This is a genomic window from Flavivirga aquimarina, assembly GCF_030540835.1.
Classification (GTDB): domain Bacteria; phylum Bacteroidota; class Bacteroidia; order Flavobacteriales; family Flavobacteriaceae; genus Flavivirga; species Flavivirga aquimarina.
Genome location: NZ_JAUOEK010000184.1, coordinates 339,355 through 365,927, shown reverse-complemented (window position 1 = coordinate 365,927; position 26,573 = coordinate 339,355). Strand labels below are relative to the sequence as shown.

The following is a 26,573-nucleotide window of genomic DNA, read 5'->3' as shown; positions in this document are numbered from 1 at the left end:
ATGAAACAAACATTCAAAAAGAAATTTAAAAAAGGTGTATTCTATTTAGTACTACTGTTCATAATACTATTTGTGTTTAGAATACTATATGGCTATTCAGAATATTCCAATAGTAATATTCAAGAAAGTGATTTGTTTTTTCAAGAAATTACAAGCAGTAGGGTTAATTACGCCTCAAAAAAGTATAAGATCAATACGGGTTCAAACAACTCTCCAGCAGTTGTTGATGTAGATCAGAAGTATGAAAAAATTGCTACGGTAAATACTAAATCTTCTGAATTTGAAAGAGAAAAAAAAGTATTGAATAAGGAAATTAAGAAGCAAGATGCCATTATTCAATTTGAGCAAAATAGTGGTAACAAAGGTTATAGGAAACTTCAGTTGTTAATTGGTGTACAACCCGAGAGATTCGATTCTTTATATAACAGGCTTTCAAAAATTGGGAAAGTCCAGTCTAAAGAGATTACCAAAAAAGATAAAACGAACGAATACAAACAACTTAATGCCAAAAAGGAATCGCTCTTAAAGATTAGAACGTCCTTGATTGAATTAAAGGACAAAGGAGGTAAAATAGAAGAATACATAAATTTAGAGAACAGGATATTAAGCATTGAAGAAGAGTTACAGGGTTTAGGTGTACAATTGGGAAATTATGACGAGGAGAATGAATTTTGTACTATTAAGTTCTCATTAATAGAAGGCACAGAAAACAAAATAAGTTTAATGCATCGTATAAAAGTTGCCCTAGATTGGACAGTTTCAACTTATCTACAATTAATGCTAATCTTGTTTTTTATAGCAGGTTTTGTTTATTTGATTTTGTTGATTATTGATAAATTAAATTTATTCAATGGTATTATTAAAAACTTAGATAATTAAATGAAGTTAGCCTCAATTATAGTCGAAGACGAAGAAACCAGTAGAGATATTTTAAAAAATTATCTCAAAAAGTACTGTCCTAATGTAGCGGTTTTAGGTGAAGCAGCTAATGTAGAAGAAGCTTTGGTGCTTATTCGTAATAACGATTTAGATATTGTGTTTTTAGATGTAGAAATGCCTTATGGTAATGCGTTTGATCTGTTAGATAAGGTAGGCGATATAAACTTCGAAACGGTATTTGTAACCGCCTATAATCATTATGCTATGGATGCATTAAATGCACACGCATCTTATTATTTAATGAAACCTATTTCTATAGATGAACTGATAAAAGCAGTCGATTACGTTACTGAAATTAGAACCAAAGAAGAGGCGCTTCAAGATCAGGTGCTTATGCCAAAAACAAGTGGTGTTGACGGTAAAATAACTATCCCGCAATTAGACGGTTTTGAGGTAATAAACATGTCTGATATTTTATATTGTAAAGCAGACGATAATTATACAGAAATTTATTTAAACACAAATAAAAAGAAGTTAGTAAGTAAAACACTCAAGTATTTTGAAGAAGCCCTAAACAATGCTAGTTTTGCTCGTGTGCACAAATCGTATTTAGTCAATGTAAACGAAGTTGTAAAATATGTGAAAGGCAAAGGAGGACGTGTGGTACTTAGCAATGGAAAGGAAGTTATGGTGTCGGCTTCAAAAAAATCGGATTTGTTGTCGTATTTTAAATAAGAAGCATTAAAAGTTGTTGGTAATAATGAGAAAACGAACTATTTTATTATTAATAATTTGTCTGATTTGTTTTTCGTTTATTAAATATAAAGTTGAAAAAAATATCACCAAAGTCCCTATAAAATGGGTTAATGATCTTAATAAAGACTTTTCTTTTAAGGATAAGTGGAGTTATCCAGAGGGTATATTTAAGAATGAGTTCGGACAATTAAGTTGTGATAGCGGTATTTGTCTTGGAATTGAAGGTATGAAGAGAGGTGATGGAAAAATATTAAAAGATTCATTAGAAGCATTTTACAAAATAGTAGATACCACACATATATATCATACACTTAAATCAACAACTTCTGTTTATGAATGGTTTGGGTCAAATTTTATCAACTTTAAAAAGCATGTAGATAATTCAATAATAGGAAAGTCTGAGTGCCATATTTCAACTCACAGTAGTTTAAATATTATAATTGAGGATGATTCAATCACTGCATGGATTGATTTTCATAGTATTACGAATCTTGGGAGACATAAATTTCCAATTAAAAAAGGAGAAATTAAAATCGATAAACAATACTTTAAAAAAGGAATAATAAAAGCTGAGTTTGATCTTACATTTTTAAATACTCTGGATAAGGACAAAGTAATATTTTGGAAAGGGTTGATTTACAGCAATATTATAACAAATAATTAATAGAAAAATAGTTAAGAAATCATGCCAATTATAAAACCAGTAAAAGGAAAATCACCTCAAATACCAGACGATTGCTTTATTGCAGAAAATGCCACTATTGTTGGCGAAGTTACCATGGGTAATCAATGTAGTGTTTGGTTTAGTGCTGTGGTTAGAGGAGATGTAAATTATATTAAAATAGGCAATAAAGTAAATGTGCAAGATGGTGCTGTAATACATGGTACTTATAAAACTGCTGCCACCACAATTGGTAATAACGTATCTATTGGGCATAATGCTCTGGTACATGGTTGCACCATTCATGACAATGTTTTAGTTGGTATGGGAGCCATTATAATGGATGGTTGTGTTATAGAAAGTAATTGTATTATTGCAGCCGGAGCAGTTGTTACAAAAGATACTCGGGTAGAAGTCGGTAGCATTTATGCCGGAGTACCTGCTAAAAAAGTGAAAGATGTTAGTGAAGCACTTATTTCTGGCGAAATAGATAGAATTGCTAATAATTATATTGAATATTCAAGTTGGTTTAAAGAGTAATATTCGACGGGTTAAAAGTCCAGATACTCAACAATATATTTAGAATTTAAAAGGGACTGCATCGTTTTTGGGTTTCCATTGCTGTAAAACAGGTTTTCGCTATTTAAGTTTTCCATATTTAACAAATTATTTTTTTCCAAAATCGCTTTTGTTTGCTTTGCAACGGCTTCACCAGAATCAATAATTTTAACATGGCTAGGGAGTAATTCAACTAATAAAGGGATTAGATAGGGGTAATGTGTACAGCCCAGAACAAGATAATCTATATTGGCATCAATCATTGGTTTAAGGTAAGTCTTTAAAAGGGTTTTCATCTCACCAGATAGTAACTTGCCATTTTCTATAAGTTCTACAATACCTTCGCCAACTTGCTCTATAACATTTGTATTACTGGCAAATATTCCAGATGTTTTGGAAAACAATGCGCTACTTAAAGTTCCTTTTGTTGCTAAAATACCGACAGCATTGGTTTGGGTTTGTAAGGCTGCAGGTTTTATGGCTGGTTCTATACCAATAAATGGGACATTATAAGTATTTCTTAAATGGTCTATAGCATTCGTGGTTGCAGTATTACAAGCTATAACAATAAGTTTACAACCTTTATTAATTAAGTATTCGGTATTTTTAATGCTTAAATTAATAATAGCTTCTTTACCTTTCTGTCCATAGGGTGCATTAGCACTATCTGCTAAATATATAGTATCTTCATTAGGTAATAGTGCATGAACGGCTTTCCATATAGAAGTACCTCCAACACCAGAATCAAAAATGCCAATAGGCTGTTTGCTCATAATTAACAAAAATAAAAAAGCTGTCTAGAATAGACAGCTTTTAGTAAATTATTTATATGGACTATATTAAATACCCAGCTCTTTTTTAACCTCAGCTAAAATATCCTTACCTTCAGCTACAATTAAGGTTGTTCTATCTAGAACATATTCGTAACCTAAAGCTTTAGAAACTTTGTTTATCGCTGCAAATGCTTTTTCCTGAATAGGTTTAAATAATTCATCTTGCTTTTTTGCTAAATTTTGTCGAGCATCAGCTTGAAATTGTTGAATACGTTGTTGACTTTCTTGTAACTCTAAGCCTCTTTTTTGGTTTTCTTCATCTGTTTTTGTGCTAACTTCAGCTTCGTATTGCTTAGCCGTATTTTGGTACTCTGTAGCCATAGCTTGCATATCGGTTTGATATGTTTTACTTAAAGTTTCAAGTTCTGCTTGTGCAGCTTTAGCTTCAGGCATCAACGCTATCAATTCTTGAACATTTATATGCGCAACTTTGCTTTGGGCTTGGGTAAAACTTACAGTTCCAATGCATAATAAAGTTGCTAATAATAGAGTTTTTAATTGTTTCATTTTAAATAGTATTAGTGTGTGTTATAAATTATTTTTTTGTTTAAATGCTGTCTTTTGCTTTTTGACGTTCTTCTAAAATTTGTTTCTTTTTCTCTTCTAAGTCTTTTTTTCTAGCTTCTCTTTCTTTTAATTTTCTCTGTCTGTTTTCTTCAACTAGCTGTGCTTTAGTTTTTGTTTCTTCTTTTCCTTCAACTGTTTTGTCCTTATCTTCTTCTGTGCCAGATTTTGATGTTTCCTCTTTAGCATCTGTTTCTGTTGTTTTATTTCTGGTGTCTATCTTAGCTTGTTTAGCTTTTTCGCGTTCTTCTAATATTTTTTGACGTCTGGCTTCTGCTTCTTTTTTCTTTGCTTCACGTGCTGCTAAAATTTCTTGTCTACGTTTTTCGATAGCACTTTCTCGTTCTGCTTTTTTCTCTTCTAATGCCTTTTCACGTGCTTCCAACTCATAATTAATTTCTGGTACTAATTCTTCTTTTTCGGCCGCTTTTCGTTCTGCTTTAGATTGAGCTTGTTTACGTTTCGATGATCTTGTAATACTTCTTATTATTTGGTCACTTAAATCAAATTGTTTAGCAGAAAACAACATCGTAGCATCAGATGATTTATCAAGTATAAAATCGTATTTTCTACTTGCTGCCAAATCCTGAACTGATGCAAAAATTTGATCTTGAATAGGCTGCATTAATTGCTTTTTTTGAATAAACAAATCGCCATTAGGACCAAAACGTTTTTGCTGATAATCAAGAATTTCTTTTTCTTCAAAAGAAATATCTTCTTCTCTTTCATCAATAAGTTCTTTAGTTAAAAGCACTTTTTCGTTACTTAAATCCTTTCGCTTTTGTTCGATAAGACTTAATTTAGAGCTAATTTCATTTTTCCACTTGTCTGCTTTTTGATTTAATTGCGCAGTAGCTTCCTGATATTCTGGAACGTTCTCTAAAATATATTCAGTATCTATATAACCAATTCTTACACCACGCTGTGCGTGTATTGATAAGCTTGTTATAAAAACCAATGTCAGTAAAAAAAGAACTTTATTTTTCATCTGTATATATTATAAATTTATTGACTTATAAATTCTAAAAACGACAAATGATTTTTTTATTTCTGCCTTTTTCGAATTATATCTTCAAAATTAACGAATTTTAATCTTAAAAATTTTAATTCTTATGGAAATCATTATAGTGTTATTAGAAAATATCGTGCCAAAATAAATTTTATACTTAAAACTGCTGTCCAATAATGAAGTGAGTTTCCCAAGTATTGCTGGATCCTGGAGTTCCTGGAATATCATCGAAACGATGACCAAAATCAATTCCTAATAATCCAAATGCAGGCATAAAAATACGAACACCTAGACCCGCAGATCGTTTTATGTTAAACGGATTATAGTCTCTAAAATTATCATATGATGCACCACCTTCAAAAAAGCCTAAAGCATATATTTTTGCAGAAGCTGCTAATGTTATAGGGTATCTTAGTTCTAATGAGAATTTATTATAAATAGTACCTCCATCTGGGCTAGATAATGATTGATTTGGATAACCACGTAATTGAATAGATTCTCTACCATCTAAACTGTAGTTACCTAACCCGTCACCACCAACAAAGAAACGCTCAAAAGGAATAACGCCTCTGTCATTATTGTAAGCTCCTAAAAAACCAAATTCTACACTAGGTTTTAATACTAAGTCTTTTACAATTTGGGTATACCAATCACCTTTAAAAGATACTTTATAAAACTCTAACCAGTTATAACGTTCCTGATCTATTTCAGATGCTCTAGCAAAATCATCTTCGTCTGTAAGGTCTAATGCGTCATATTCTGTTTTTAATGAAGAATAATCTACCCCATTAACCAAAGAATATGGGAAAGAGAATTTAGCAGTAGCACTAAAGTTAGAACCTACTGTTGGATAAATAGGGTCTACGCCAGTATTATTTCTACTTAGACCAATAGAATAAGATAAATTGTTTGAAAAACCGTCACCAAAAGTGAATAGGCCTGTGTTATAATTATTTAAATCATAACGTTGATAACTAATGGCTTGAGACAAGGAGAAATAATCATCTGGAACAGATAAACGTTTTGCTAAGCCAAATGTAATTCCAGTGATGTTAAAGCTTCTCTGTTTATTGGGGCGTCCAGTTGATGAATCAAATAAAAATTGTTTGGTATGCGATAATGATGATGAAAATTGAACAGGTCTTTTACCTCCTAGCCATGGTTCTGAAAATGAAAAACTATACGTTTGATAAAAACGACTGGCTTGTAAACGTAATGCTAGTTTTTGTCCATCACCCATTGGGATTGGTTTATAGGCGTCTTTTTTAAAGATGTCTTTTATTGAAAAGTTATTAAAAGATAATCCAAGTGTTCCTATAAAGCCACCACCACCGTAACCACCTTGTAGTTCGATTTGACTTGATCCTGTTTCTTTAACAACATAATCAATATCTACTGTACCTTCGTTTGGATTTGGGTTTTTAATATCCGGAGTTAATTCCTGAGCATCAAAAAAGCCTAATTGACCAAGTTCTCTAATAGTACGAACTACATTGGCTTTACTGTATAATTGTCCTGGACGCGTTCTAATTTCACGATATACAACATGGTCATTTGTTTTGTCGTTACCCGATATAGATACGTTATTGAAATAAGCTGGTTTTCCTTCAGATATTCTTATTTCCATATCAATAACGTTATTGTCTGCGCTTACTTCAACCGGATTGATAGTGGAAAATAAGTAGCCACTATTTTGGTATTCATTCGTTATATCGAAAGCATCAGGTTTAGAATTGTCTGCAATACGTTCCTGCAATAAAACGCCGTTATAGGTGTCACCCTTCTTAATACGAAGTATTCTACTTAAATATTCATTACTGTAAACGGAGTTACCAATAAAGGTTATATCTCCAAAAGTATATAATTCACCTTCATTTATATCTATTTTAAGAGAGATGGTTTTGTCGTTATTGATAATTAAACTATCAGATAAAATACGAGCATCTCTATAACCATTCTCTTTATATTTATCTATAACACTCGATAAATCTGCCTGATAAGCAGAATCAATAAATTTAGAACGTTTTAAAATTCTTAAGCGATTTATTTTTTTAGTGCTTTTCATGCTTTTTCTAAGCTTCTTATCTTTTAAAACACTGTTGCCACTAAAAATAATGTCTTTAATTTTAACTTTTTCGCCCTTGTCAATATTAAGAACCATATTAACACGTGCTGTTTTAATAGAATCTACTACATCAATGGTGTTAATATGCACTTTAGAGTTTAAATAACCGTCCTTTTTATATTTATTAGTTAAATAGTTTATAGTTGTAGTTCTAAGGTTTTCTGTTACTTTAGTGCCTTTTACTAATTTATTTTCTTCAATTATGCTTTCTTTTTTAGATTTTCTTACTCCATTTATCTTTAATTCATTAAGCTGAGGTAAATCAGATAATCTTATTTCTAAAAAAGCACTATCATCTTCTATTTTAGTAATATAAATTTCTATATCGCTAAATAAATTTGAGTTCCAAAGTTTTTTAATAGCTTTACTAATATCTTCTCCTGGAATGGTTATTTCATTTCCTTTTCTTAAGCCAGAATAAGAAACTATGGTTTGTTCACTAAACGCAGTATTTCCAGAAACAGTAATGCCGCCTAAAGTATATTTGCCACCTTGGTTATATTGTAATTCTTGTCCTTGAATATTAAAGCTACTTGTAAGAAGTAATATTACTGTAAAGTGCTTTATATATGTTGCTAAAAATGAAATATTAGCTAAGTTGTTCACTTGTTTTCCCAAATCTTCGTTCTCTTTTTTGATATTCAATAATAGCTTCATACAAATGCTGTTTTGTGAAATCTGGCCACAATATATTTGTAAAATATAATTCTGCATATGCTATTTGCCAAAGTAAAAAATTGCTTATGCGTTGCTCTCCGCTTGTTCTAATTAATAAATCTACATCTGGCAAATTTCGCGTGTAAAGATGCTCATTTATAATCGATTCATCAATATTTTCGAGCGAAATTATATTATTTTTAACTTTAATACTGATTTCTTTAACAGTGTTTAGTATTTCCTCTCTAGAGCCATAGCTTAATGCAAGAGTTAGAGTCATTCTTTCATTATGCTTTGTGTTTTCTATAACATCGAGAAGTTCGGTATAAACTTTTTTAGGAAGTGTACTTAGGTTTCCTATAGCAGAAAGTTTTATGTTGTTATCCTGTAGTGTTTTTATTTCTTTTTTTAAAGAATACACTAAAAGTTTCATTAAAGTTTGTACTTCTAATTTTGGTCTGTTCCAGTTTTCAGTGGAAAAGGCATAAAGAGTCAAGTTTTCAATACCAAGCTCTGCACAGGCTTCTACAGTTCGTCTCACAGATTTTGTGCCATTTTCATGGCCAAAGGCACGCATCATGCCTTGTTGTTTTGCCCAACGTCCGTTACCATCCATTATAATGGCAATGTGTTTTGGTAATGTTTTGTTTTCTATGCTTTCTTTTAAGTTCATTTTAATTGTCTGGACAGTAGCAAGGGTTTTCACCAAAGGTATACGTTAAGGTTATACCTGAAAACATATACCAATCATTATTATTTATATTGCCAAATCTATATTGTTGCCTATTTTGGGAATCAGGAAGACTTCCGTCAAGTTTGTCGGAAAATGTATAACGAGCACCAACTTCTAAACCTACAATAATATTGTCTATAAAAGAAGCCTTAAAACCTAATACCATAGGGATTCCGAACGCCCAACTAGAGGTGTTTTCAGGTGTTTGTGCGCCATTTAAAAAATAATAATTGTCATGTTTGGTCGTACTTATACCTGTATATAGGTACGGTGTAGCTATTTTTCTTCCGGAATGTAAATCGAAATCGATAAATGTAAGCTCTAATCCTAATGAAGCTTCTATGATTCTATTTGAAAATTCATACCCTCTTTGAATACGTCTTAGGTCATCGGACTTAGTATCGATGCCTTCTAATTCAGTAAAAATTATTGAAGCTCTATAAGAGTGCCTTTTACTTCTGTTCCACTTATAAATACCTCCAATAGCAAATTGATTTGGTGAAATATAATCGGTTGCACCAACATCTCCAATAAAATTACTTCCTCCTACAAAAATTCCTACTTCATTAATTTGAGAGAAGCTAAAATGAGTGCTAAAAATGCTTAATGTTAATATGATTAAATGCCTCATAAATATTCAAAAGTTTGCAAATATAATAAATAAGATTAGCTGAATACCAATTAAATGCTAAAACCCCACATATAATTCATTCTTTTTCACTTATTTCCTTGAAATAATATAAAAGCAACTATGCAGTGCTTGTATTTTATTCATGATCTAGGTGAAAAATCTGTACTGAATTTAGTTTTGTGTAATTCAAATTATTTATGTGCTGTTTTAAAATCCAATTAGTATCATATTTTTTTGATCTAAATTGTATTAGTGTAAAACAGTATTTCTTATGAATTATTGTTTAATTGCGCTTGTCTTCTCCCCAAAGAAGTTTTTTTCTGAGCGTATCTAAAAAGCTTTCGTTTAAAAGATCAATCATTTTTATTTTGAAATCTGCCTTTTTAATTTTGATTATGGTGCCATTATCCAGTGTTGCAATTCTGGAGTCTAAAGACACTAAATGGTTTTCTTCTCGTCCATCAACTTTTAGTTGTATTTCTGTTGAATCTGGAATTATTAGCGGTCGGGCACTTAAATTATGTGGAGCAATGGGTGTTATAACAAAACTATCTGTACTTGGTGTAATTACAGGTCCACCACAACTTAATGAGTAACCTGTTGAACCTGTTGGAGTAGAAATTATTAAACCATCACTCCAGTAAGACGTGAGGTATTCACCGTCTAAATGCGTTTCAACAGTAATCATAGAAGTTGTGTTTTTTCTACTTACTGCTATTTCATTTAAGGCAAAATTTAACGATGTTATATCTTTATTTTCAGGAGTGGTTTCAATTGAAAGTAAGCTGCGCTCCGATATTTTATAATGTCCGTCGATAATGTTTTGAATAGCATGTTCAATGGCATTTACCTGTATGGTGGCTAAAAAACCTAAACGTCCTGTATTGATGCCAATTATAGGAATGTCAATATCTTTTACAAAAGTAATAGCCCTTAAAATGGTACCATCGCCACCAACACTCACAAGAAAATCAAAAGACGTGTCTAATGTATCAAATGTTTTAAATGAAGCAAAGTCTTTTATATTAGGAGACTCTTTGAGGATAATGTTGAAAAACTCTGTTTCTATATAGGGATCAATACCTTTTTTAACTAGGTAATTAAACAACGTTTCTACCGAAGTTGTTGTTGTTTTATTATAGAATCGTCCAAAAATAGCGACTTTCATGTGTTTGTTTTTATTGTTTTTTAGAGACACTTCGGCTTGTTTCTTCTCCGTTCAGTACAAGTCGCTTAGTGCAAACTTTAGCGTCCATATAGTTGTTTTCTTTATGAAACTAACTTTTAGTTATGGATTATTTACATATTTAAGTACTTGTTCAGGTAATCCGATCGATCTTTAAGGCTTTCAATATAGCTATCTTCTTCATGCCCAGATATAATATTGTAACTATATCTTCGAAAGGTTTGAATAATTTCATTAAGTCCAGTGTTGCCTATTTTAAGAGTAACCTGTACAACATCATTTTTAATTTTCGAAACAAAAGCACCTAAAAGCTTACCGTTATTAGATTCTACTATTTGACTTATCTCACTAAATGAGTAATCATTAATACCTTTTTCAATGACCAAAACACCGCCGGCTTCAAAAAAGAAAGGCGATTCATTAAAAAGACTAATAATATCATTTAATTCATAATATCCTAAATAATTGTTTTTTTCATCTAGAACGGGCATAATGTTAGCCGAATTTTGTGCAAAAGCCTCCAATACATCTAGCCAGAGCGTATTATTTCTAACAAAAAATTTTTCAATAGAATACAGGTGTTCGCGAATAGGTTTGTCACTTTCAAAACAATGTGCATCAGTCTCAAAAAAAGTGCCTAAAAAAGTGCCATTCTCATCTTTTATAGGGATATGAGAATAGGTTAATTGATTAAATAACAATTGTAAATCATTTACCTTGCTATCTATATTCAATGGTTTTATATCATTTATAATATATTCTGAAAGTTTCATGGCCCTGCTTTATAAGTATGCAAATTAATTAAAAAAATAGTATTTAAGCTTTTTCTACTTTGTATTTTTGCAGAACTCATTTAAACTTTTTGCTTTGAAGCGAAAATTAAGAGTTTTGAATTTAGACAAAGACTTTTTTGAACTTCATAGTTTGGTTACGAAGTAAGAAAAAGTTTTATTTTTAAAATAAACACATGACAAAGTTAAGTGTAAATATTAATAAGATAGCAACTTTAAGGAATTCAAGAGGCGGCGATGTGCCTAATGTGGTTCAGTTTGCAAAAGATGTGCAACGGTTTGGTGCAGAGGGAGTCACAATTCACCCAAGGCCAGATGAACGCCATATACGTTATCAGGATGCGCGAGATTTAAAACCGGAAGTATATACCGAATATAATATTGAAGGAAATCCTATAGATTCTTTTGTAGAACTGGTTTTAAATGTAAAACCAACACAGGTTACGTTAGTGCCAGATGCTGTTGATGCTATTACAAGTAATGCCGGTTGGGATACTATAAAACATAAAGATTTTTTAGTTGATGTTATTAAGGAATTTCAGCAAAACGGGATTAGGACGTCTATTTTTGTAGACCCTGTTTTAGAACAAATAGAAGGAGCTAAAGCTACTGGAACAGATAGGATTGAACTTTATACAGAAGCTTTTGCTCACCAATATGGTTTGAGTAACAAAGATGCTGTAACACCATATGTAGAAAGCGCCGAATTAGCTAATAATTTAGGACTAGGTATTAATGCAGGGCACGATTTGTCTCTAGATAATATTGCGTTTTTTAAGAAGAATATTCCGGGATTACTAGAAGTTTCCATCGGGCATGCTTTAATAGCAGAAAGTTTGTATTTAGGAGTCGAGAATGTTATACAAATGTATTTACGCAAGTTGAGAGCCCAATCTTAATCTTTCCCAAAGGGAAAGAAACTCTGCCGAAAACATTACAGAATTAAACAGATAGATTTTAAAATAATATTTAAAAATAGGTGAGTGATCACGCAATAATTTCCCTCATTTGGAGGGATTAAGGGAGGCTTATGGGATTACATTCAAATATAATAGGAGAAGGCCAACCATTTGTTATTCTTCATGGCTTTTTAGGCATGAGTGATAATTGGAAAACATTGGGGCGCCAATTTAGTGAGCAAGATTTTCAGGTTCATCTGGTAGATCAACGTAATCATGGACGTAGTTTTTGGGACGACCATTTTAGTTATGAAGTACTTGCAGAAGATTTAAAGCACTATTGCGATACACATAATCTTACCAATATTGTATTGTTGGGACATTCTATGGGAGGAAAAACAGCCATGTTATTTGCAACCCTGTACCCAGAAATAGTTTCCAAATTAATTGTAGCAGATATTTCACCGCGCTTTTATCCAATTCATCATGATGCTATTTTAGAAGGTTTAGATGCATTAGATTTTAATCTTATTAAAAGTAGAGGTGAAGCAGATAAATTATTGAGTAATTATGTGTCAGATTTTGGAACACGTCAATTTCTACTAAAAAATCTGTACTGGATTGAAAAAGGTAAATTAGCACTACGTATAAATTTAAAAGTTTTAAAAGAAGAAGTTGGTGAAATAGGGGAAGCGTTGCCAACCTATGCCAAGTTCGAAAAAGAGACTTTGTTTTTAAGAGGTGATAGATCGGAATATATTGGAGTAGAAGATGAAAGAATAATTTCTAATCATTTTCCAAAAGCTGAAATTGTTACTATTTCCAATTCGGGGCATTGGTTGCATGCCGAAAACCCTAAAGACTTTTTTGAAGCTGTTACACAGTTTGTTGGATGAATTTTTGTAAATTTAACTAAACCTAAAGGGAACGAAATACGTGTAATAAAAAATTTCGACTGCTATTGAAACATTTCTATACCAATTAAGTCTAATAGGTAAAAGCAAATAAACATAACAGAATGAAACTCATAACCAAACTTTTATTAAATGCTATAGCGGTATTTGTAATAGCATACTTTTTAAATGGCATTCATGTAGATAGTTACATAACAGCTTTAATTGTAGCTATTGTGCTGTCTGTACTAAACCTATTTGTAAAACCCGTTTTAATCATTCTAACGTTACCAATAACCATAGTTACTTTAGGCCTGTTTTTATTAATAATTAATGCTTTAATTATTCTATTGGCCGATAACTTAATTGATGGTTTTTCAGTGAGCAGTATTTGGATTGCAGTGTTGTTTAGTATCTTACTTTCGGTTTCACAATCCGTACTACACGCTCTCTTAAAAGACGATAAAAAATAGTTTTAAAAGAACTCCTATATCGTTAGTTTTTTTAACTAAATATTTTAATAGCGGATTACATGTAACCTTTGAAAATCAATAAATAAGATCACATAAAATCAAGCTGTTAAAAACTTTGCTAGGATGTAAAAATATTATATTTTTGCATCCCAATTTTGGTTACGTAAGTTTTTAGTTTTTTTAAAGACTTTATTGTTAAATGCCTCATAAAAGGCTTTATATAGTTTAAAATGAATATTACAAGAGAAAACGTTGATGCATTAAATGCTGTTGTAAAAGTAGATATCGCTAAAGAAGACTATAGTGATAAAGTTGAAAAAATCTTAGCAGACTATCGTAAAACAGCAAATATCCCTGGATTTAGAAAGGGACATGTGCCAATGGGAATGGTTAAAAAGCAATACGGAAAAGCTGTTTTGGTAGATGAGGTTAATAAGTTATTACAAGATGCTTTAAACAAATACCTTACTGAAGAAAAACTAGACGTATTAGGGCAACCTTTGCCAAGACCGCAAGATGAAATAAACTGGGATGCCGATGGATTTTCTTTTGAATTCGAATTAGGTTTGGCACCAGAATTTGAAGTAAACTTAAAAGGTAAAAAAGCAATCACACAATATAATATTATTGCTGATGATAAAATGATTGATGAACAGATTGAGCGTATTCAAAAACAATACGGGAAGTTAGTTTCTCAAGATGCTGTTGTAAAAGACAGTGAAATTACCGGAGTTTATAAAAACGAAGAAAAAGAAATTGATAATACAGTCACTTTAACGTTAGATAAATTTAAAGGGAAATCAACCGAAAAATTATTTATAGGTGCTAAGGCAGGAGATGTAATCACTTTAAAAACTAAAGGGCTTTATGATGATGAACATGAATTAATGCATGCCTTAAAATTAGGACATGATGAGGTTCATGGTTTAGATATTGAAGTAAATTTCACCATCACAGAAATAAATGAACGTGAGTTAGCAGATTTAGATCAGGAGTTATTCGATAAACTTTTTGGAAAAGATACTGTTACTACGGTTACAGAATTAAAAGCTAAGATAAAAGAAGATGCCGAAAAACAATTTGTACAACAAGCAGACCAGAAGCTTTTAAACGATGTTACTGAATATTTAGTTGAAAACACAAAGTTTGATTTACCTGCCGAATTTTTAACAAAGTGGATGCAGACTGCTGGTGAAAAAGAAATGGACGAGGCACAAGCTAGAGAAGAGTACGAAAAATCAGAAAAAAGCTTACGTTATCAGTTAATTGAAGGAAAACTTATTACCGATCATGATGTTCAGGTAACGATGGACGATATAAAAGACCATGCAAGAGAAATGATTAAAGGGCAAATGGCTCAATTTGGTCAAATGAATCCTTCAGATAAAGAGTTAGACGATATTGCTGCACGAGTATTATCAAATCAAGATGAGGCTCGTAGAATTTCAGAGCAGTTAATTAGCCAAAAATTATTAACTGTTTACAAAGAAAAAGCAAATATCAAGGTTAAAGAATTAAGTTACGAAAAGTTTGTTAAAGAAGTTTACGGAGATAAATAAGTAAATAATAATTCCTTATATTTAAGCGCTTAAATCTAAAAAAGGTTTAAGCGTTTTTTCTTAAAAAGAAAGAATTTTTAAATAGATTTTTTGTCATGTAAATATAAATCAGGCAAATAATCAAAATTAAATATTAAAAAAGACTATGGATTACGCAAAAGAATTTGAAAAATTCGCTGTAAAAGATCAAGGTGTTAGTAGTACATATTACAATAAAATTGTTAGTAGTATGTATCCAACAGGGTTAACTCCAAACATTATAGAAGAACGTCAAATGAATGCTGTTGCAATGGATGTGTTTTCTCGTTTAATGATGGACCGTATTATTTTTATGGGTACGGCTATTAATGATCAGGTTGCGAATATTATACAAGCACAACTACTGTTTTTAGAAAGTGTAGATGCTTCAAAGGATATTCAAATTTATATTAATTCTCCTGGAGGAAGCGTTTATGCTGGCTTAGGAATTTATGATACGATGCAGTTTATAAAGCCAGATGTTGCAACTATTTGTACTGGTATGGCAGCCTCTATGGGAGCCGTTTTATTATGTGCTGGTGAAAAAGGAAAGCGTAGTGGTTTAACACATTCGCGGGTTATGATACATCAACCATTAGGAGGTGCACAAGGACAGGCAAGTGATATTGAAATTACTGCCAGAGAGATATTGATTTTAAAAGAAGAACTTTATAACATTATAAGTAAGCATTCAGGACAAGAATACGACAAAGTATATCAAGACAGTGATCGAGATTATTGGATGAAAGCAGATAAAGCTAAGGAATATGGTATGATTGATGAGATTTTATCTCGTAATTAAATAAAAAATTTGTAATTTTAATTAATGTATAAAGGAGATGTTACAATAATTAACATCCTAAAAGAAAGATAGATTAATGGCAAAAGAAGAATTAGAATGTTCGTTTTGTGGAAGAAAAAAGCCAGAAACGAATTTGTTAATAGCAGGACTAGATGCTCATATATGTGACAGATGTATAGAGCAAGCGCATGGTATTGTAATTGAAGAATCTAAGCAAAATGATAGCAGCGATTTATCTGCCGAGTTAAAACTTCGAAAGCCTCAGCAGATTAAGGAATTTCTTGATGAATATATTATTGGGCAAGGCATGACTAAAAAGGTGATGTCTGTGGCTGTTTATAATCATTATAAGCGTTTATTACAACCTCCTTCTAAAGATGATATAGATATTCAAAAAAGTAATATCATTATGGTAGGGCAAACAGGTACAGGGAAAACCTTAATGGCAAAAACTATTGCCAGAATGTTAAATGTGCCATTGGCTATTGTCGACGCCACAGTTTTAACGGAAGCAGGTTATGTTGGTGAAGATGTAGAAAGTATTTTAACACGTTTATTACAAGCAGCTGATTATAATTTAGAAAAAGCAGAAAAAGGTATTGTTTTTATTGACGAGATTGATAAAATAGCTCGTAAAAGTGATAACCCATCCATTACTAGAGATGTTTCTGGAGAAGGCGTGCAACAAGCATTATTAAAACTTTTAGAAGGTACTGTTGTTAATGTACCACCCAAAGGAGGACGTAAGCACCCAGATCAAAAATTTATTGAAGTTAATACAGAAAACATTTTGTTTATCGCTGGTGGTGCCTTTGATGGTATTGACCGTGTTATCTCTAAACGTTTAAATATGCAGGCAGTAGGCTATAGCGCTTCTATGTCTGATGAGGTTGTAGACCAAGACCATTTATTACAATATATCATTCCGAAAGATTTAAAAGACTTCGGATTAATTCCAGAAATTATTGGTCGTTTACCTGTGCTTACTTATATGGATCCTTTAGATGCAGATACTTTAAGAGCCATTTTAACCGAGCCTAAGAATGCCATTATTAAGCAATACAAGAAGTTATTTGCTATGGATGACATTGATTTCAGCATAACAGATGGAGCTTTAGATTTTATTGTAAATAAGGCTATAGAGTATAAATTAGGAGCAAGAGGTTTACGTTCACTTTGTGAAGAAATATTAACAGATGCCATGTTTGAGTTACCTAGTAGTAACGAGAAGAAGTTAAATGTAACCAAAGTGTATGCCGAGGATAAATTAACGAAAACTACTTTGAAGAAACTAAAAGCAGTTTCATAAAAAATAAAGTAAAAAGAGTATATAAAAAAACCACGCTTTAATTAGCGTGGTTTTTTATTTTTATGGATGATAATTAATAAATGACATTATGGATAAATTTTCATAGTGCTTTTAAAAACTTCGTTAAAAGTATACTTAATTAAAGAGCTCACAAAGGTTTTTTAAACCTTTTAGACGATGAGACAAAATACTCGTTTAAAAACTTTTACTGTTGTATTTAATCGGAATTAAAGACATCTTCTCTATTCTAAAATTACAAATTCCACACGTCTGTTAGCCTGTAAATCTTCATCGGTACAAGTATTGTTACAGTCAATTTTTGGCTTCGTTTCACCGTAGCCTTTAGATTGTAATCTGTTTTTACTAATACCATTATTTATTAAATAAGTTACGGCAGACGCTGCACGTTTTTTAGATAAGTTTAAATTATAAGAATCTCTACCTTTATTATCTGTATGAGCATTTATAACTAAATTCATTTCCGGGTGTTCCTTTAGTACTTTAATAATTTTGTTTAAAGAAATAAAAGATTCTTCTTTTACGCGCCATTTGTTAAAGTCAAAATAAATATTTTCCAAAACTATTCTTAACTCGTCATCAACTTTTGCAATAACAGGTTTGGTGGTAAGTAAATCTAAATCTTTATTATAAGAGGTGTGGTAACCTCTGGTAGCTATAAATTTAAAATCACCTTCTTTAAATCCATCTTTTTGAGTTGTAATACTGTACGACTCAAAAGGAATAACATTAAAGTTATAAGTGGCATCCTCTTTAGTTAGTTGTCTTGAAATTTCGTTGCCTTCCTCGTCTTTTAAAATCACTAAAGTATTAGGTAACTTAATTTTGGTTTCTAAATCTAGTACCTTGCCTTTTATTGTTTGAATAATTTCATCGTTAGTTGCAGTATAAATATCGAAACCACCTTTTCCGTTAGGTCTGTTTGAAGATACATACCCTTTATTTTTAGCAGCTAAGAAATAAGCAACTTCATCGTAAGGTGTATTAATGGTATTTCCCATATTTCTTGGAGCTTTATAACCGCTACTTAAAATTTTACTTGTAAAAAGATCAAAACCACCTATGTTATTATGTCCTTTTGAAGAAAAATATAAATATTTAGCATCCATAGAAAGTGATGGATATTTTTCATCTGAAGCTGTATTGATAGAGCTTCCTAAGTTTTCAGGAGTGCTTAAAGATCCATCAGCAAGTACATTTGAAACATAAATGTCGTAACCACCAATAGATTCTGGCATGTTTGATGAAAAGTAAAGTTTATCGCCTTTCGGACTCATAAAAGGGTTTTCAATTGAAACATGTTCTTTGTTAATGCTTAAAAGCTCTTCGTTAATCCAATTACCATGTGAGTCTTCTTCTAAAATAGCTTTGTACAATTTATATTCCAGAGAATTCTCTCTGCTACTTCTGGTATAATATATTGTTTTTTGGTCTGGAGAGAACGTTAATTGGTCTTCGCTATCGTTTGTATTTAGTATTCTGGAAAATAATAACGGTGAGCTTAACGAACCATTTTTACTAATATCTAAACAGAATAATTCTTTATATGCCTCATTCGTATTTGGATCTATTTTTGCTAAACCACCAATTTTTTTTGAGGAAACCATAATAAGCTTATTTCTAAAAAAACCTGAACCAATTTCAGAATATTTAGAATTAACACCAGCATCTAAAAGATCAAATTCAAATCCGTTAGCATCAATGGAACTTGATGATGTTTTTGAATTGTTTTTTAATGAAAAATTATTTGATGCTATTAAATTAGATGGTCCTTGACTAAGTACAATATTAGAAATAAGGAAAATGAAAAAACACAGTTTAGCTTTCATCTTTTTGAGGGTTTTGGGAGATTAAAATTAATTAGAAGATAAATATAAACCAGAACCTAAGCTTTGAAAAAATTTCTTAGATAAATCGCTATTAAATTCGTTAACTAATTACTTTATTGAAAGTTTTGGTAAAAAAATGTTTTTAGATTGTAATTGAATTTATTGTGTGTTAAATTAAAATATTAGGAATTAATACGCTATAAATTTTAGAGTTGATATTCTTATGAGTATCCTTTTAGAAAATGATGAAATTCAACCTTTTTTTTTAAAAAGCTAATCTAAAGGAGTTCGTTATTTATTATTCTAATTAAGTTGTTTTATGGAGTATTATTTATAATTACAAATTCAACACGCCTATTAGTTTGCATATCTTTTTTTGAACAAAGATTTTTACAATCAATTAAAGGCTTTCCTTCTCCATAACCTTTAGGTACGAGTCTGTTTTTTGCAATGCCATTCTTAATTAAATAATTTAAAGTTGATTCAGCACGTTTTTCAGATAGGTATAAGTTAAAAGCATCAGTCCCTATATTATCGGTATGAGCATTGATTGCTAATTTTATTTCAGGATGTTTGTTAAGTACTGTTATTATTTCATTTAAGGTAGTATGCGATGCTTCTTTTATATTATGTTTTGCAAAATCAAAGAATATATTTTCAACGACAATTCTAAGCTCATTATTTACTTCTGCGATTACAGGGTCTATAGTGGTTATTTCTAAATCTTTATTATAGGTTGTTTCTTCGTTTTTATTCGCTGTAAAATAAAATGTACCATCATTGAAGCCACTTTTTTTAGTTGTAATTGTGTAAGATTCTAATGGTGCAACATCAAACTTATAAGCACCATCTTTATCACTTATTAATTGATCTATCTCTTTTTGGTTTTTATCTTTTAAGGTAACAGTGGTACCTGGCAGTATAGCTTTGGTGTTAAAATCTAAAATCTTACCTTCAATAGTTTGCCTGATATTATTAGAAGTAAAGTAATAAATATCAAAGCTGTTTCCTCCTTTTCTATTCGATGAAAAATATCCTGTTTTTTTATTAGCATTAAAATAAGCAATCTCATCGTATTCTGTATTAATAGTATTCCCAAGGTTTTTAGGGGTATGGTAGGTGTTGTTGGAAATTTTACTAGAAAAAAGATCGAATCCTCCTAAACTCTCATGACCTTTTGAAGCAAAGAACAAAGACACTTCATCCTCATCTGTATAAATATACGGGTACTTATCATCAAAAGCTGTATTTATTTTCCCCCCTAAATTTTTAGGGTTACTTAATGTTCCATCAGGATTAATATCAGAAACATATATGTCATAACCACCAATAGCATCAGGCATGTTAGCAGAAAAATATAACTTATTTCCTTTAGAGTTAACAAAGGGGTTTTCTATTGATACATTTTCGCTGTTAAAATGTAATAACGTTTCGTTAATCCAATTACCATGAGAATCTTTTTCTAGAGTAGCTCTATAAAGTTTAAACTCTAAAGAATTTTCCTTATTACTTCTGGAGTAATATATCGTATTTTGATCTGGCGAGAAAGAAACTTGATCTTCACTGTTATTTGTATTCAAAATTCTTGAAAATAACATGGGCTCACCAAGAGCACCATTACCTAAAGTGTCTAAACAATAGAGTTCTTTGTATGCTTCGTTGGTCTTAGGGTCGATTTTGGCTAAGTCACCAATTTTTTTAGAAGATACTATGATTAATTTACCTTTAAAAAAACCAGTTCCAATCTCTGAGAATTCAGTATTGATATCTGTGTTAAAAGTTTTAAATTGGAAACCATTAGATCCAATAGTAGATTGGCTAAATAATAAGGCAGATTGAAGCCATAGAATAATTATAAAATAAACTTTCATGTTAGGGCATAGGTTAAGTTATACTATAAAACTTGCTTATAGCTTTTTAAAAATATATGTTTTAAAAATAAAACACAATATTAATCGTTCAAGCGTTTTTATTTGAAAAAAAAAGCCTACAGCCTATGTCTGTATATTCAATCTTAGAAGTTCGTCAATAAAGATTCTGGTGTTAGAAAGTCTAGGTATTTTATGCTGTCCGCCCAATTTATTATTTTGTTTTAACCAATCATAAAACAAATGCTGTCTGGCTATATTAATTTTGGGCTTATTAAGTGTAATGTTATTATAGCGTTTTGCCTCATAGTCAGAATTTAATGCTTTTAAAGCATTATCAAATAGCTCATTAAAATAATCAATATCTTTTGGCGGCGTTTTAAATTCGATAAGCCATTCGTGAGCCCCTTTTTCTTTGTCATTCATAAATATAGGAGCAGCAGTAAAATCTACAATTTCGGCTTTAGTACGTTTACACACTTTTTTTAAAGCTTTTTCGGCATTTTCAATAATAAGTTCTTCACCAAAAACATTAATATGGTGTCTGGTTCTGCCAGAAACTTTTATTCTATATGGGTTTAATGATGTAAATCGAACGGTATCACCAATTTTATAGCGCCACAGCCCGGCATTTGTAGTAATTATTACAGCGTAATTTTGATGTAGCTTAACGTCACTTAAAGGAATTGCTCTTTCTTTAGAAGTAGCATAAACATCCATAGGAATAAATTCGTAGAAAATCCCATAATCGAGCATTAATAATAATTCGTTAGAGTCGTTTTGGTCTTGAATGGCGAAAAACCCTTCCGAAGCATTATAAATCTCATAATATTTAAAATCAGTTTTAGGAAGAATTTTTTTGTATTGATCTTTATAAGGTGCAAAGCTAACACCTCCATGAAAGTAAACCTCTAAATTTGGCCAGATGTCATGAAGACTTTGTTTTCCTGTTGATTCTAAAACATTATTTAGTAACACAAGCATCCATGAAGGGACACCTGCAAGGCTGGTTACATTTTCTTGTATGGTTTCATCTACAATGGCTTGCATTTTATGCTCCCAATCGCTCATTAAAGAAACCTTATTGCTTGGTGTGCTACTAAATTCTGCCCAAAAAGGCATATTGTCAATTAGAATAGCCGATAAATCGCCAAATACGGTGCCGTTTTCTTTGTATAATTCTTTACTCCCTCCCAGACGTAAGCTTTTGCCTGTAAACAATTGAGAATCTTCATTATTATTAAGATACATGCATAATAAATCTTTACCAGCTGCATAATGACAATCCTCGAGCGATTCTGAGCTTACTGGAATAAATTTACTTTTTGCTCTGGTAGTACCACTGGATTTTGCAAACCATTTTATAGGGCTGGGCCAAAAAATATTGGTTTCACCTCTTCGGGAACGCTCAATAGCATCTTGCCAATCATCATAATTTTTAATAGGAACACGTTCTGAAAATGTTCTGTAGTTTTTTACAGAAGCAAAATCATATTTTTTACCAATTTCGGTGTCTTTAGCAATATCTACAAGACTTAATAGTAATTCATTTTGTACTTCGTTAGGATATTTTAAAAACAATTCTATTTGATGAAATCGTTTTTTTAAAAACCAAGAAGCAATCGAATTTACTATAGGTATTGGCATATTTCTTTTATCTTTAAGATTTTAAAAATAAGACTTTTTTTTATGACTTACCAAGGTGTTTTAACAAAAATGGAAACGGAGTTTGCCAGTCCTATTCAATATTATTTGGTATTTGAAAACGATTTTTTAAACATAAATCAGCTGTTGAATAAAAGTATAACGATTCAATTTGTTAAGTATCAATGTTTAAACTGCGGATTAGATAAACCCATTTATAGACAGGGATTCGATAAGCAATGTTTTTATGAAGTGCCACAAGCTGCCGATTGGATTATGCGTCCTGAATTAAGTACAGCACATTTAGGGAAAGAAGATCGAGATTTAGAATTTGAAAAACGAGCGCAATTACAACCGCATATTGTGTATTTAGCTAACTCCAGTAATGTAAAAGTGGGCGTTACAAGAAAAAATCAGGTGCCTACTCGTTGGATAGACCAAGGCGCTCATGAGGCTATTGAAATTGTTGAAGTACCTAATCGTTATTTAGCTGGGATTACAGAAGTAGCTTTAAAAGATCATGTGGCCGATAAAACAAATTGGCGAAAAATGCTTAAAAATGAAGTTGAGGAAGAAGATTTAACAACGTGGCGCGAACGTTTAAAGCAATACATACCTGATGAAGTGAAGGAATATTTTATCGAGACCAATACAGAAACTAATTTAGAATTCCCGGTATATAAATATCCTGTAAAACCTAAAAGTTTAAATATAGTTAAACAACATGAGTACTCGGGTAAACTAGTTGGCGTAAAAGGGCAATATCTTATTTTTGAAGATGATACCGTTTTTAATATTCGTGCAAATGAAGGCTTAGTTGTTCGTATTTCTATTAACTAATGTTAGTTCGATTTAAGACAAGTTCATTTTAAGGATAAACTCAATAATATTGTTACTTGTCGCCTTGAGTACTTCGGCTATGCTCAGCATAAACTAAAGTCGAAAGGTTATTAAAATTCACAAGTTTAAATAGATTTCGACTTTAGCCTGTCTTGAGCAAGCCAAAAGTCTTAACCTGACATTCAGGATTATTATATTTATTTTCAAATAAATACTCTTGTTGTTAAATCAAATACACGTTAACTAAGTTCGATAGAATTTCATTGTTTAAAGCATAAAAAAAGCTGCATTTGTTCTCTTAATGTAAAACAAATGCAGCTTCCTATATAAAAAGATGAATTTTATCTATATGTATAGATTATTTCTTCTTACCTCCTAACAAACCACCAAGCACATTTTTTACAGCATCTTTTGTTACGTTTGTTTTAGTGGTGTCGGTTTCGCTTTTATTGCTTCCAATAATACCTCCTAAAACATCTTTAACCGAATTACTTTGTTCTTTTTTAATAGAGTCGGTTTTGGTTTTATTTCCACCAATAACACCGCTAATTAAATCTTCTACTTTGCCTTTGCCTTGGTTGAGTAATTTTTGTTTTTCAATTTCAATAAGTTGATTGGTTAGGTTTGTAACACCACTTGTTAAGTCGGTTTCTACCGAAGGGTTTATATAAGTTCCACCAATTTTTGCTGTAACAGGGATGTTTATGTTTTTTGCTTCTTCACTATTAATTTTACCTATTAATTGATTAACATCGCTTCCTAAATACTTGGCCGGTACATTAAAAATAGCGCTATATTCTAGATTTTTATCAAAACCATGGGAACCAGAAATATCAATAGTAACATCCTCATAGGTTACTTGAAATGGTTTTACACTAACTTTTCCGTTAGCAAACTCTAATGATGTTTTAAGATCTTTCAAATCTAATTTGTCAAAATCTATAAAACTTAAAGAACCTTCTAATTTGTTAAATATCTCACCTTCGTTGGCATTAATTTTTGTAGTCAGTAATTCGGCAAGTGCATTACCCGAAACACTGCTTAAATTAGGAGAGAATTCGTTATCCAAATTACCTGCCAAAGTCATATTAGTATTTAATTTCCCCTGAAAAATTTTAGCGACAGGCGCTAGATTTCTTAAAAGTTCTAACTCTTTAAACGACTGGGAGATATCAAAGCCATCTGCACCTAAATTTAAACTAAAAGTAGGCGTTTCGTTTTTTGTAGAAACATTACCGGAAATAGCCAAAGTACCATCAAATAAATTAGAGGTCATATCTTTAAGTATAGCCTGTTGGTCTTTAATGATGAGGGTTCCTTTTAGGTCTTTTAAATTTAGATCATCATAAAGAACCGTTTTTGCATTGGCATTAATAGTACAATCTAAAAACTTCGGAATTTTCAAAGATTCAGTATCATGAGTTATGTCCTTGTCAGCAGAAGGCGTATCATCTTCAGTCATAAAATCACTGACTTTAAAAAAAGTAGAATTCACATTAAAATAACCCTGAAGCGTATTATCGCTTAAAAGAAAACCTAATAAATTTTTTATAGTTCCAGTAGCATTTAAATCACTATTGCCTGTTCGGGCTTTAAAACTACTAAGTGTTATGGTTTCAGGAGTAAAAAGCATATTGGCTTCTGAAATATGAATTGGATTCACAATATCTTCCGAAGAAAACACAAAATCACTAATACTAGCAGAACCTCTATTTTTTATACGTTCGTAAGCATTAGTTTCAATAGCCTTCATATCGAAAGACGTATCAATATTTCCTTTTAAAAAACCTGTTAACGTGTTTTCTAATTCTATAGGATATACTTTTGTAATGTTAGATAAATCTAAAACACCATTAATACTGGCATTTACCAGCATGTTTTGAGTGATGTTTTTTAAAGAAGCAGACGATCTAAATGCATCGTTATCAATTGTAAAATCAAGAGTATTTATATCAATATAAGTATCGTCAGCATGTCCCGTAGTATTTTTTATAGCTGTATTTATAGTGATGTTTTTAACACGTTTAGGCAAATCGGGATATTTAAAAGAGGCATTGTTTGAGGTGATGCTAATGTCTAAATTAGGAATGGTTTCCTCTGAACTTATACCCTTAATAATACCTTTAACCTTAAAGTCTCCGGTAGTTTGAACGTCTTCAATATTTTTTGAATACGCTTCTGGAATTAACGCTAGGAAATTTTTAAAAGATGTTTCTGGGTTTTCAAAAGTAATGTCTATTTCCTGGCCATTTTCTAGTTGCTGTACATAACCATTAAACTCTAAAGGTAACTTGTTTATAAAACCTTTATTATCTTTAAAAGTATATTTACTGTTTGCTAAATCTAAGCCTATTAAAGCATCCAGTTTGATATGATTATTACTTAAATATTCACTACTATCTATAGTGAAACTTATATTGGCTTCACTTTTTGTGTCTAGTTCGGACGTTTCTGTAGAAAAAATGCCTTTCCCTTCATGATTGAGTTCCGATACATAAAGAGACATTTTCGATGCATCATCAATATATGCTAAAGCGCTATTGTTGATACTGTAATTTTCAATATCAAAAGCAAAACCACCTGTCTCCGTTTCCGTTTCGGTTGGAGCATTTTCTTCGTCTTTGGCAATATCATAATTCGCATTACCAAACTTATCTGTTTTAAGAGTTAGTAACGTTTCATCAACTGTAATAGAATTTACAATAATAGGGTCGTCGCCCGATGTTTTAAATAGTTCTTTAACAGACATAGTAAGCGCAATGTTTTTAGAGGTTACTAATGTTTCGCCTTTAAAAGGTTCAAAATTAGTTATAACCAGATCACTTACAGAAACGTGAGCTTTAGGGAAGCTTTTAATAAAACTTAGACTTACATCACTAAATTCTACTTGCGCATTTAGGTTTTCGTTTATAAATCCTTTTACCATATCTTTAATTTGAGATTTAAAAGCAAAAGGAAGAGCAATTAAGAGCGTTAGTATAATGAGCAAAATAATGCCCAATATTTTTAGGGTTTTTTTCATAATAATAGGTTTTTTA

Annotated in this window: 23 protein-coding genes; 11 read left to right on the top strand and 12 right to left on the bottom strand. The window is 31.3% G+C overall.

Annotation, left to right across the window (positions count from 1 at the left end; translation table 11 throughout):
• The 4 genes from Q4Q35_RS21625 to Q4Q35_RS21610 are packed head-to-tail and all read left to right on the top strand — an operon-like array spanning nt 1 to nt 2,836.
• The gene (locus Q4Q35_RS21625) at nt 1-879 is read left to right on the top strand and encodes a DUF4349 domain-containing protein (protein ID WP_303280150.1); all 879 of its coding nucleotides are present in this window, start codon (nt 1-3) and stop codon (nt 877-879) included.
• Entirely contained in the window at nt 880-1,614 is a 735-nt protein-coding gene (locus tag Q4Q35_RS21620; protein ID WP_303280149.1) for a LytR/AlgR family response regulator transcription factor, read from the top strand.
• A 25-nt stretch (nt 1,615-1,639) separates the two neighbouring features.
• Nucleotides 1,640-2,299: a hypothetical protein gene (locus tag Q4Q35_RS21615; protein WP_303280148.1), complete on the top strand. Its 660-nt coding sequence runs from the start codon at nt 1,640-1,642 to the stop codon at nt 2,297-2,299.
• 21 nt (nt 2,300-2,320) lie between these two features.
• Nucleotides 2,321-2,836 (top strand): gamma carbonic anhydrase family protein, encoded by a 516-nt coding sequence (locus Q4Q35_RS21610; RefSeq protein WP_303280147.1) that lies wholly within the window; start codon nt 2,321-2,323, stop codon nt 2,834-2,836.
• A gap of 11 nt (nt 2,837-2,847) precedes the next feature.
• On the opposite strand, the gene murI is transcribed toward Q4Q35_RS21610, so the two are convergent.
• The 8 genes from murI to Q4Q35_RS21570 form a co-directional block, all read right to left on the bottom strand.
• Entirely contained in the window at nt 2,848-3,627 is a 780-nt protein-coding gene (gene murI / locus Q4Q35_RS21605) for a glutamate racemase (protein ID WP_303280146.1), read from the bottom strand.
• A gap of 66 nt (nt 3,628-3,693) precedes the next feature.
• The gene (locus Q4Q35_RS21600; protein ID WP_303280145.1) at nt 3,694-4,194 is read right to left on the bottom strand and encodes an OmpH/Skp family outer membrane protein; all 501 of its coding nucleotides are present in this window, start codon (nt 4,192-4,194) and stop codon (nt 3,694-3,696) included.
• A gap of 40 nt (nt 4,195-4,234) precedes the next feature.
• Complete coding sequence (locus Q4Q35_RS21595; protein WP_303280144.1) at nt 4,235-5,239, bottom strand: OmpH family outer membrane protein; 1,005 nt, start codon at nt 5,237-5,239, stop codon at nt 4,235-4,237.
• Nucleotides 5,240-5,417: 178 nt separating this feature from the next.
• Nucleotides 5,418-8,042, bottom strand: coding sequence for an outer membrane protein assembly factor BamA (bamA, locus tag Q4Q35_RS21590; protein ID WP_303280143.1), 2,625 nt, complete (start codon nt 8,040-8,042; stop codon nt 5,418-5,420).
• A complete protein-coding gene (gene uppS, locus Q4Q35_RS21585) occupies nt 7,975-8,715 on the bottom strand; it encodes an undecaprenyl pyrophosphate synthase (protein WP_303280142.1) in 741 nt (246 codons plus the stop codon). Before uppS ends, bamA begins: the two co-directional genes overlap by 68 nt.
• A 1-nt stretch (nt 8,716) precedes the next feature.
• Nucleotides 8,717-9,406, bottom strand: a complete 690-nt coding sequence (gene porG / locus Q4Q35_RS21580; protein ID WP_303280141.1) for a type IX secretion system protein PorG — start codon at nt 9,404-9,406, stop codon at nt 8,717-8,719.
• A 283-nt stretch (nt 9,407-9,689) separates the two neighbouring features.
• Complete coding sequence (locus Q4Q35_RS21575) at nt 9,690-10,574, bottom strand: NAD kinase (RefSeq protein ID WP_303280140.1); 885 nt, start codon at nt 10,572-10,574, stop codon at nt 9,690-9,692.
• A gap of 131 nt (nt 10,575-10,705) precedes the next feature.
• A complete protein-coding gene (locus Q4Q35_RS21570) occupies nt 10,706-11,365 on the bottom strand; it encodes a CBS domain-containing protein (protein WP_303280139.1) in 660 nt (219 codons plus the stop codon).
• Nucleotides 11,366-11,559: 194 nt separating this feature from the next.
• Between Q4Q35_RS21570 and Q4Q35_RS21565 the strand changes: the two genes are divergently transcribed.
• The 6 genes from Q4Q35_RS21565 to clpX all read left to right on the top strand — a co-directional run bounded on the left by Q4Q35_RS21565 (nt 11,560) and on the right by clpX (nt 17,336).
• The gene (locus Q4Q35_RS21565; RefSeq protein ID WP_303280138.1) at nt 11,560-12,282 is read left to right on the top strand and encodes a pyridoxine 5'-phosphate synthase; all 723 of its coding nucleotides are present in this window, start codon (nt 11,560-11,562) and stop codon (nt 12,280-12,282) included.
• 131 nt (nt 12,283-12,413) lie between these two features.
• Nucleotides 12,414-13,178: an alpha/beta fold hydrolase gene (locus Q4Q35_RS21560; protein WP_303280137.1), complete on the top strand. Its 765-nt coding sequence runs from the start codon at nt 12,414-12,416 to the stop codon at nt 13,176-13,178.
• Between the two features lie 122 nt (nt 13,179-13,300).
• A complete protein-coding gene (locus tag Q4Q35_RS21555; RefSeq protein ID WP_303280136.1) occupies nt 13,301-13,648 on the top strand; it encodes a phage holin family protein in 348 nt (115 codons plus the stop codon).
• Between the two features lie 230 nt (nt 13,649-13,878).
• The gene (tig, locus tag Q4Q35_RS21550) at nt 13,879-15,207 is read left to right on the top strand and encodes a trigger factor (RefSeq protein WP_303280135.1); all 1,329 of its coding nucleotides are present in this window, start codon (nt 13,879-13,881) and stop codon (nt 15,205-15,207) included.
• A gap of 145 nt (nt 15,208-15,352) precedes the next feature.
• Nucleotides 15,353-16,027, top strand: a complete 675-nt coding sequence (clpP, locus tag Q4Q35_RS21545) for an ATP-dependent Clp endopeptidase proteolytic subunit ClpP (protein WP_303280134.1) — start codon at nt 15,353-15,355, stop codon at nt 16,025-16,027.
• A 76-nt stretch (nt 16,028-16,103) separates the two neighbouring features.
• Nucleotides 16,104-17,336, top strand: coding sequence for an ATP-dependent Clp protease ATP-binding subunit ClpX (clpX, locus tag Q4Q35_RS21540; protein WP_303280133.1), 1,233 nt, complete (start codon nt 16,104-16,106; stop codon nt 17,334-17,336).
• Between the two features lie 242 nt (nt 17,337-17,578).
• On the opposite strand, the gene Q4Q35_RS21535 is transcribed toward clpX, so the two are convergent.
• The 3 genes from Q4Q35_RS21535 to Q4Q35_RS21525 all read right to left on the bottom strand — a co-directional run bounded on the left by Q4Q35_RS21535 (nt 17,579) and on the right by Q4Q35_RS21525 (nt 22,698).
• Nucleotides 17,579-19,183, bottom strand: a complete 1,605-nt coding sequence (locus tag Q4Q35_RS21535) for an OmpA family protein (protein ID WP_303280132.1) — start codon at nt 19,181-19,183, stop codon at nt 17,579-17,581.
• A gap of 317 nt (nt 19,184-19,500) precedes the next feature.
• A complete protein-coding gene (locus Q4Q35_RS21530; protein ID WP_303280131.1) occupies nt 19,501-21,054 on the bottom strand; it encodes an OmpA family protein in 1,554 nt (517 codons plus the stop codon).
• Nucleotides 21,055-21,177: 123 nt separating this feature from the next.
• Complete coding sequence (locus Q4Q35_RS21525) at nt 21,178-22,698, bottom strand: GH3 auxin-responsive promoter family protein (protein WP_303280130.1); 1,521 nt, start codon at nt 22,696-22,698, stop codon at nt 21,178-21,180.
• Between the two features lie 42 nt (nt 22,699-22,740).
• On the opposite strand from Q4Q35_RS21525, the gene Q4Q35_RS21520 reads away from it, so the two are divergent.
• Nucleotides 22,741-23,535 carry a DUF2797 domain-containing protein gene (locus tag Q4Q35_RS21520; protein ID WP_303280129.1) on the top strand — a complete coding sequence of 265 codons (795 nt, stop codon included), beginning with the start codon at nt 22,741-22,743 and terminating at the stop codon, nt 23,533-23,535.
• A gap of 358 nt (nt 23,536-23,893) precedes the next feature.
• Here Q4Q35_RS21520 and Q4Q35_RS21515 read toward each other — a convergent pair whose 3' ends face one another.
• Nucleotides 23,894-26,557: an AsmA family protein gene (locus Q4Q35_RS21515; RefSeq protein ID WP_303280128.1), complete on the bottom strand. Its 2,664-nt coding sequence runs from the start codon at nt 26,555-26,557 to the stop codon at nt 23,894-23,896.
• Nucleotides 26,558-26,573 lie beyond the last annotated feature (16 nt).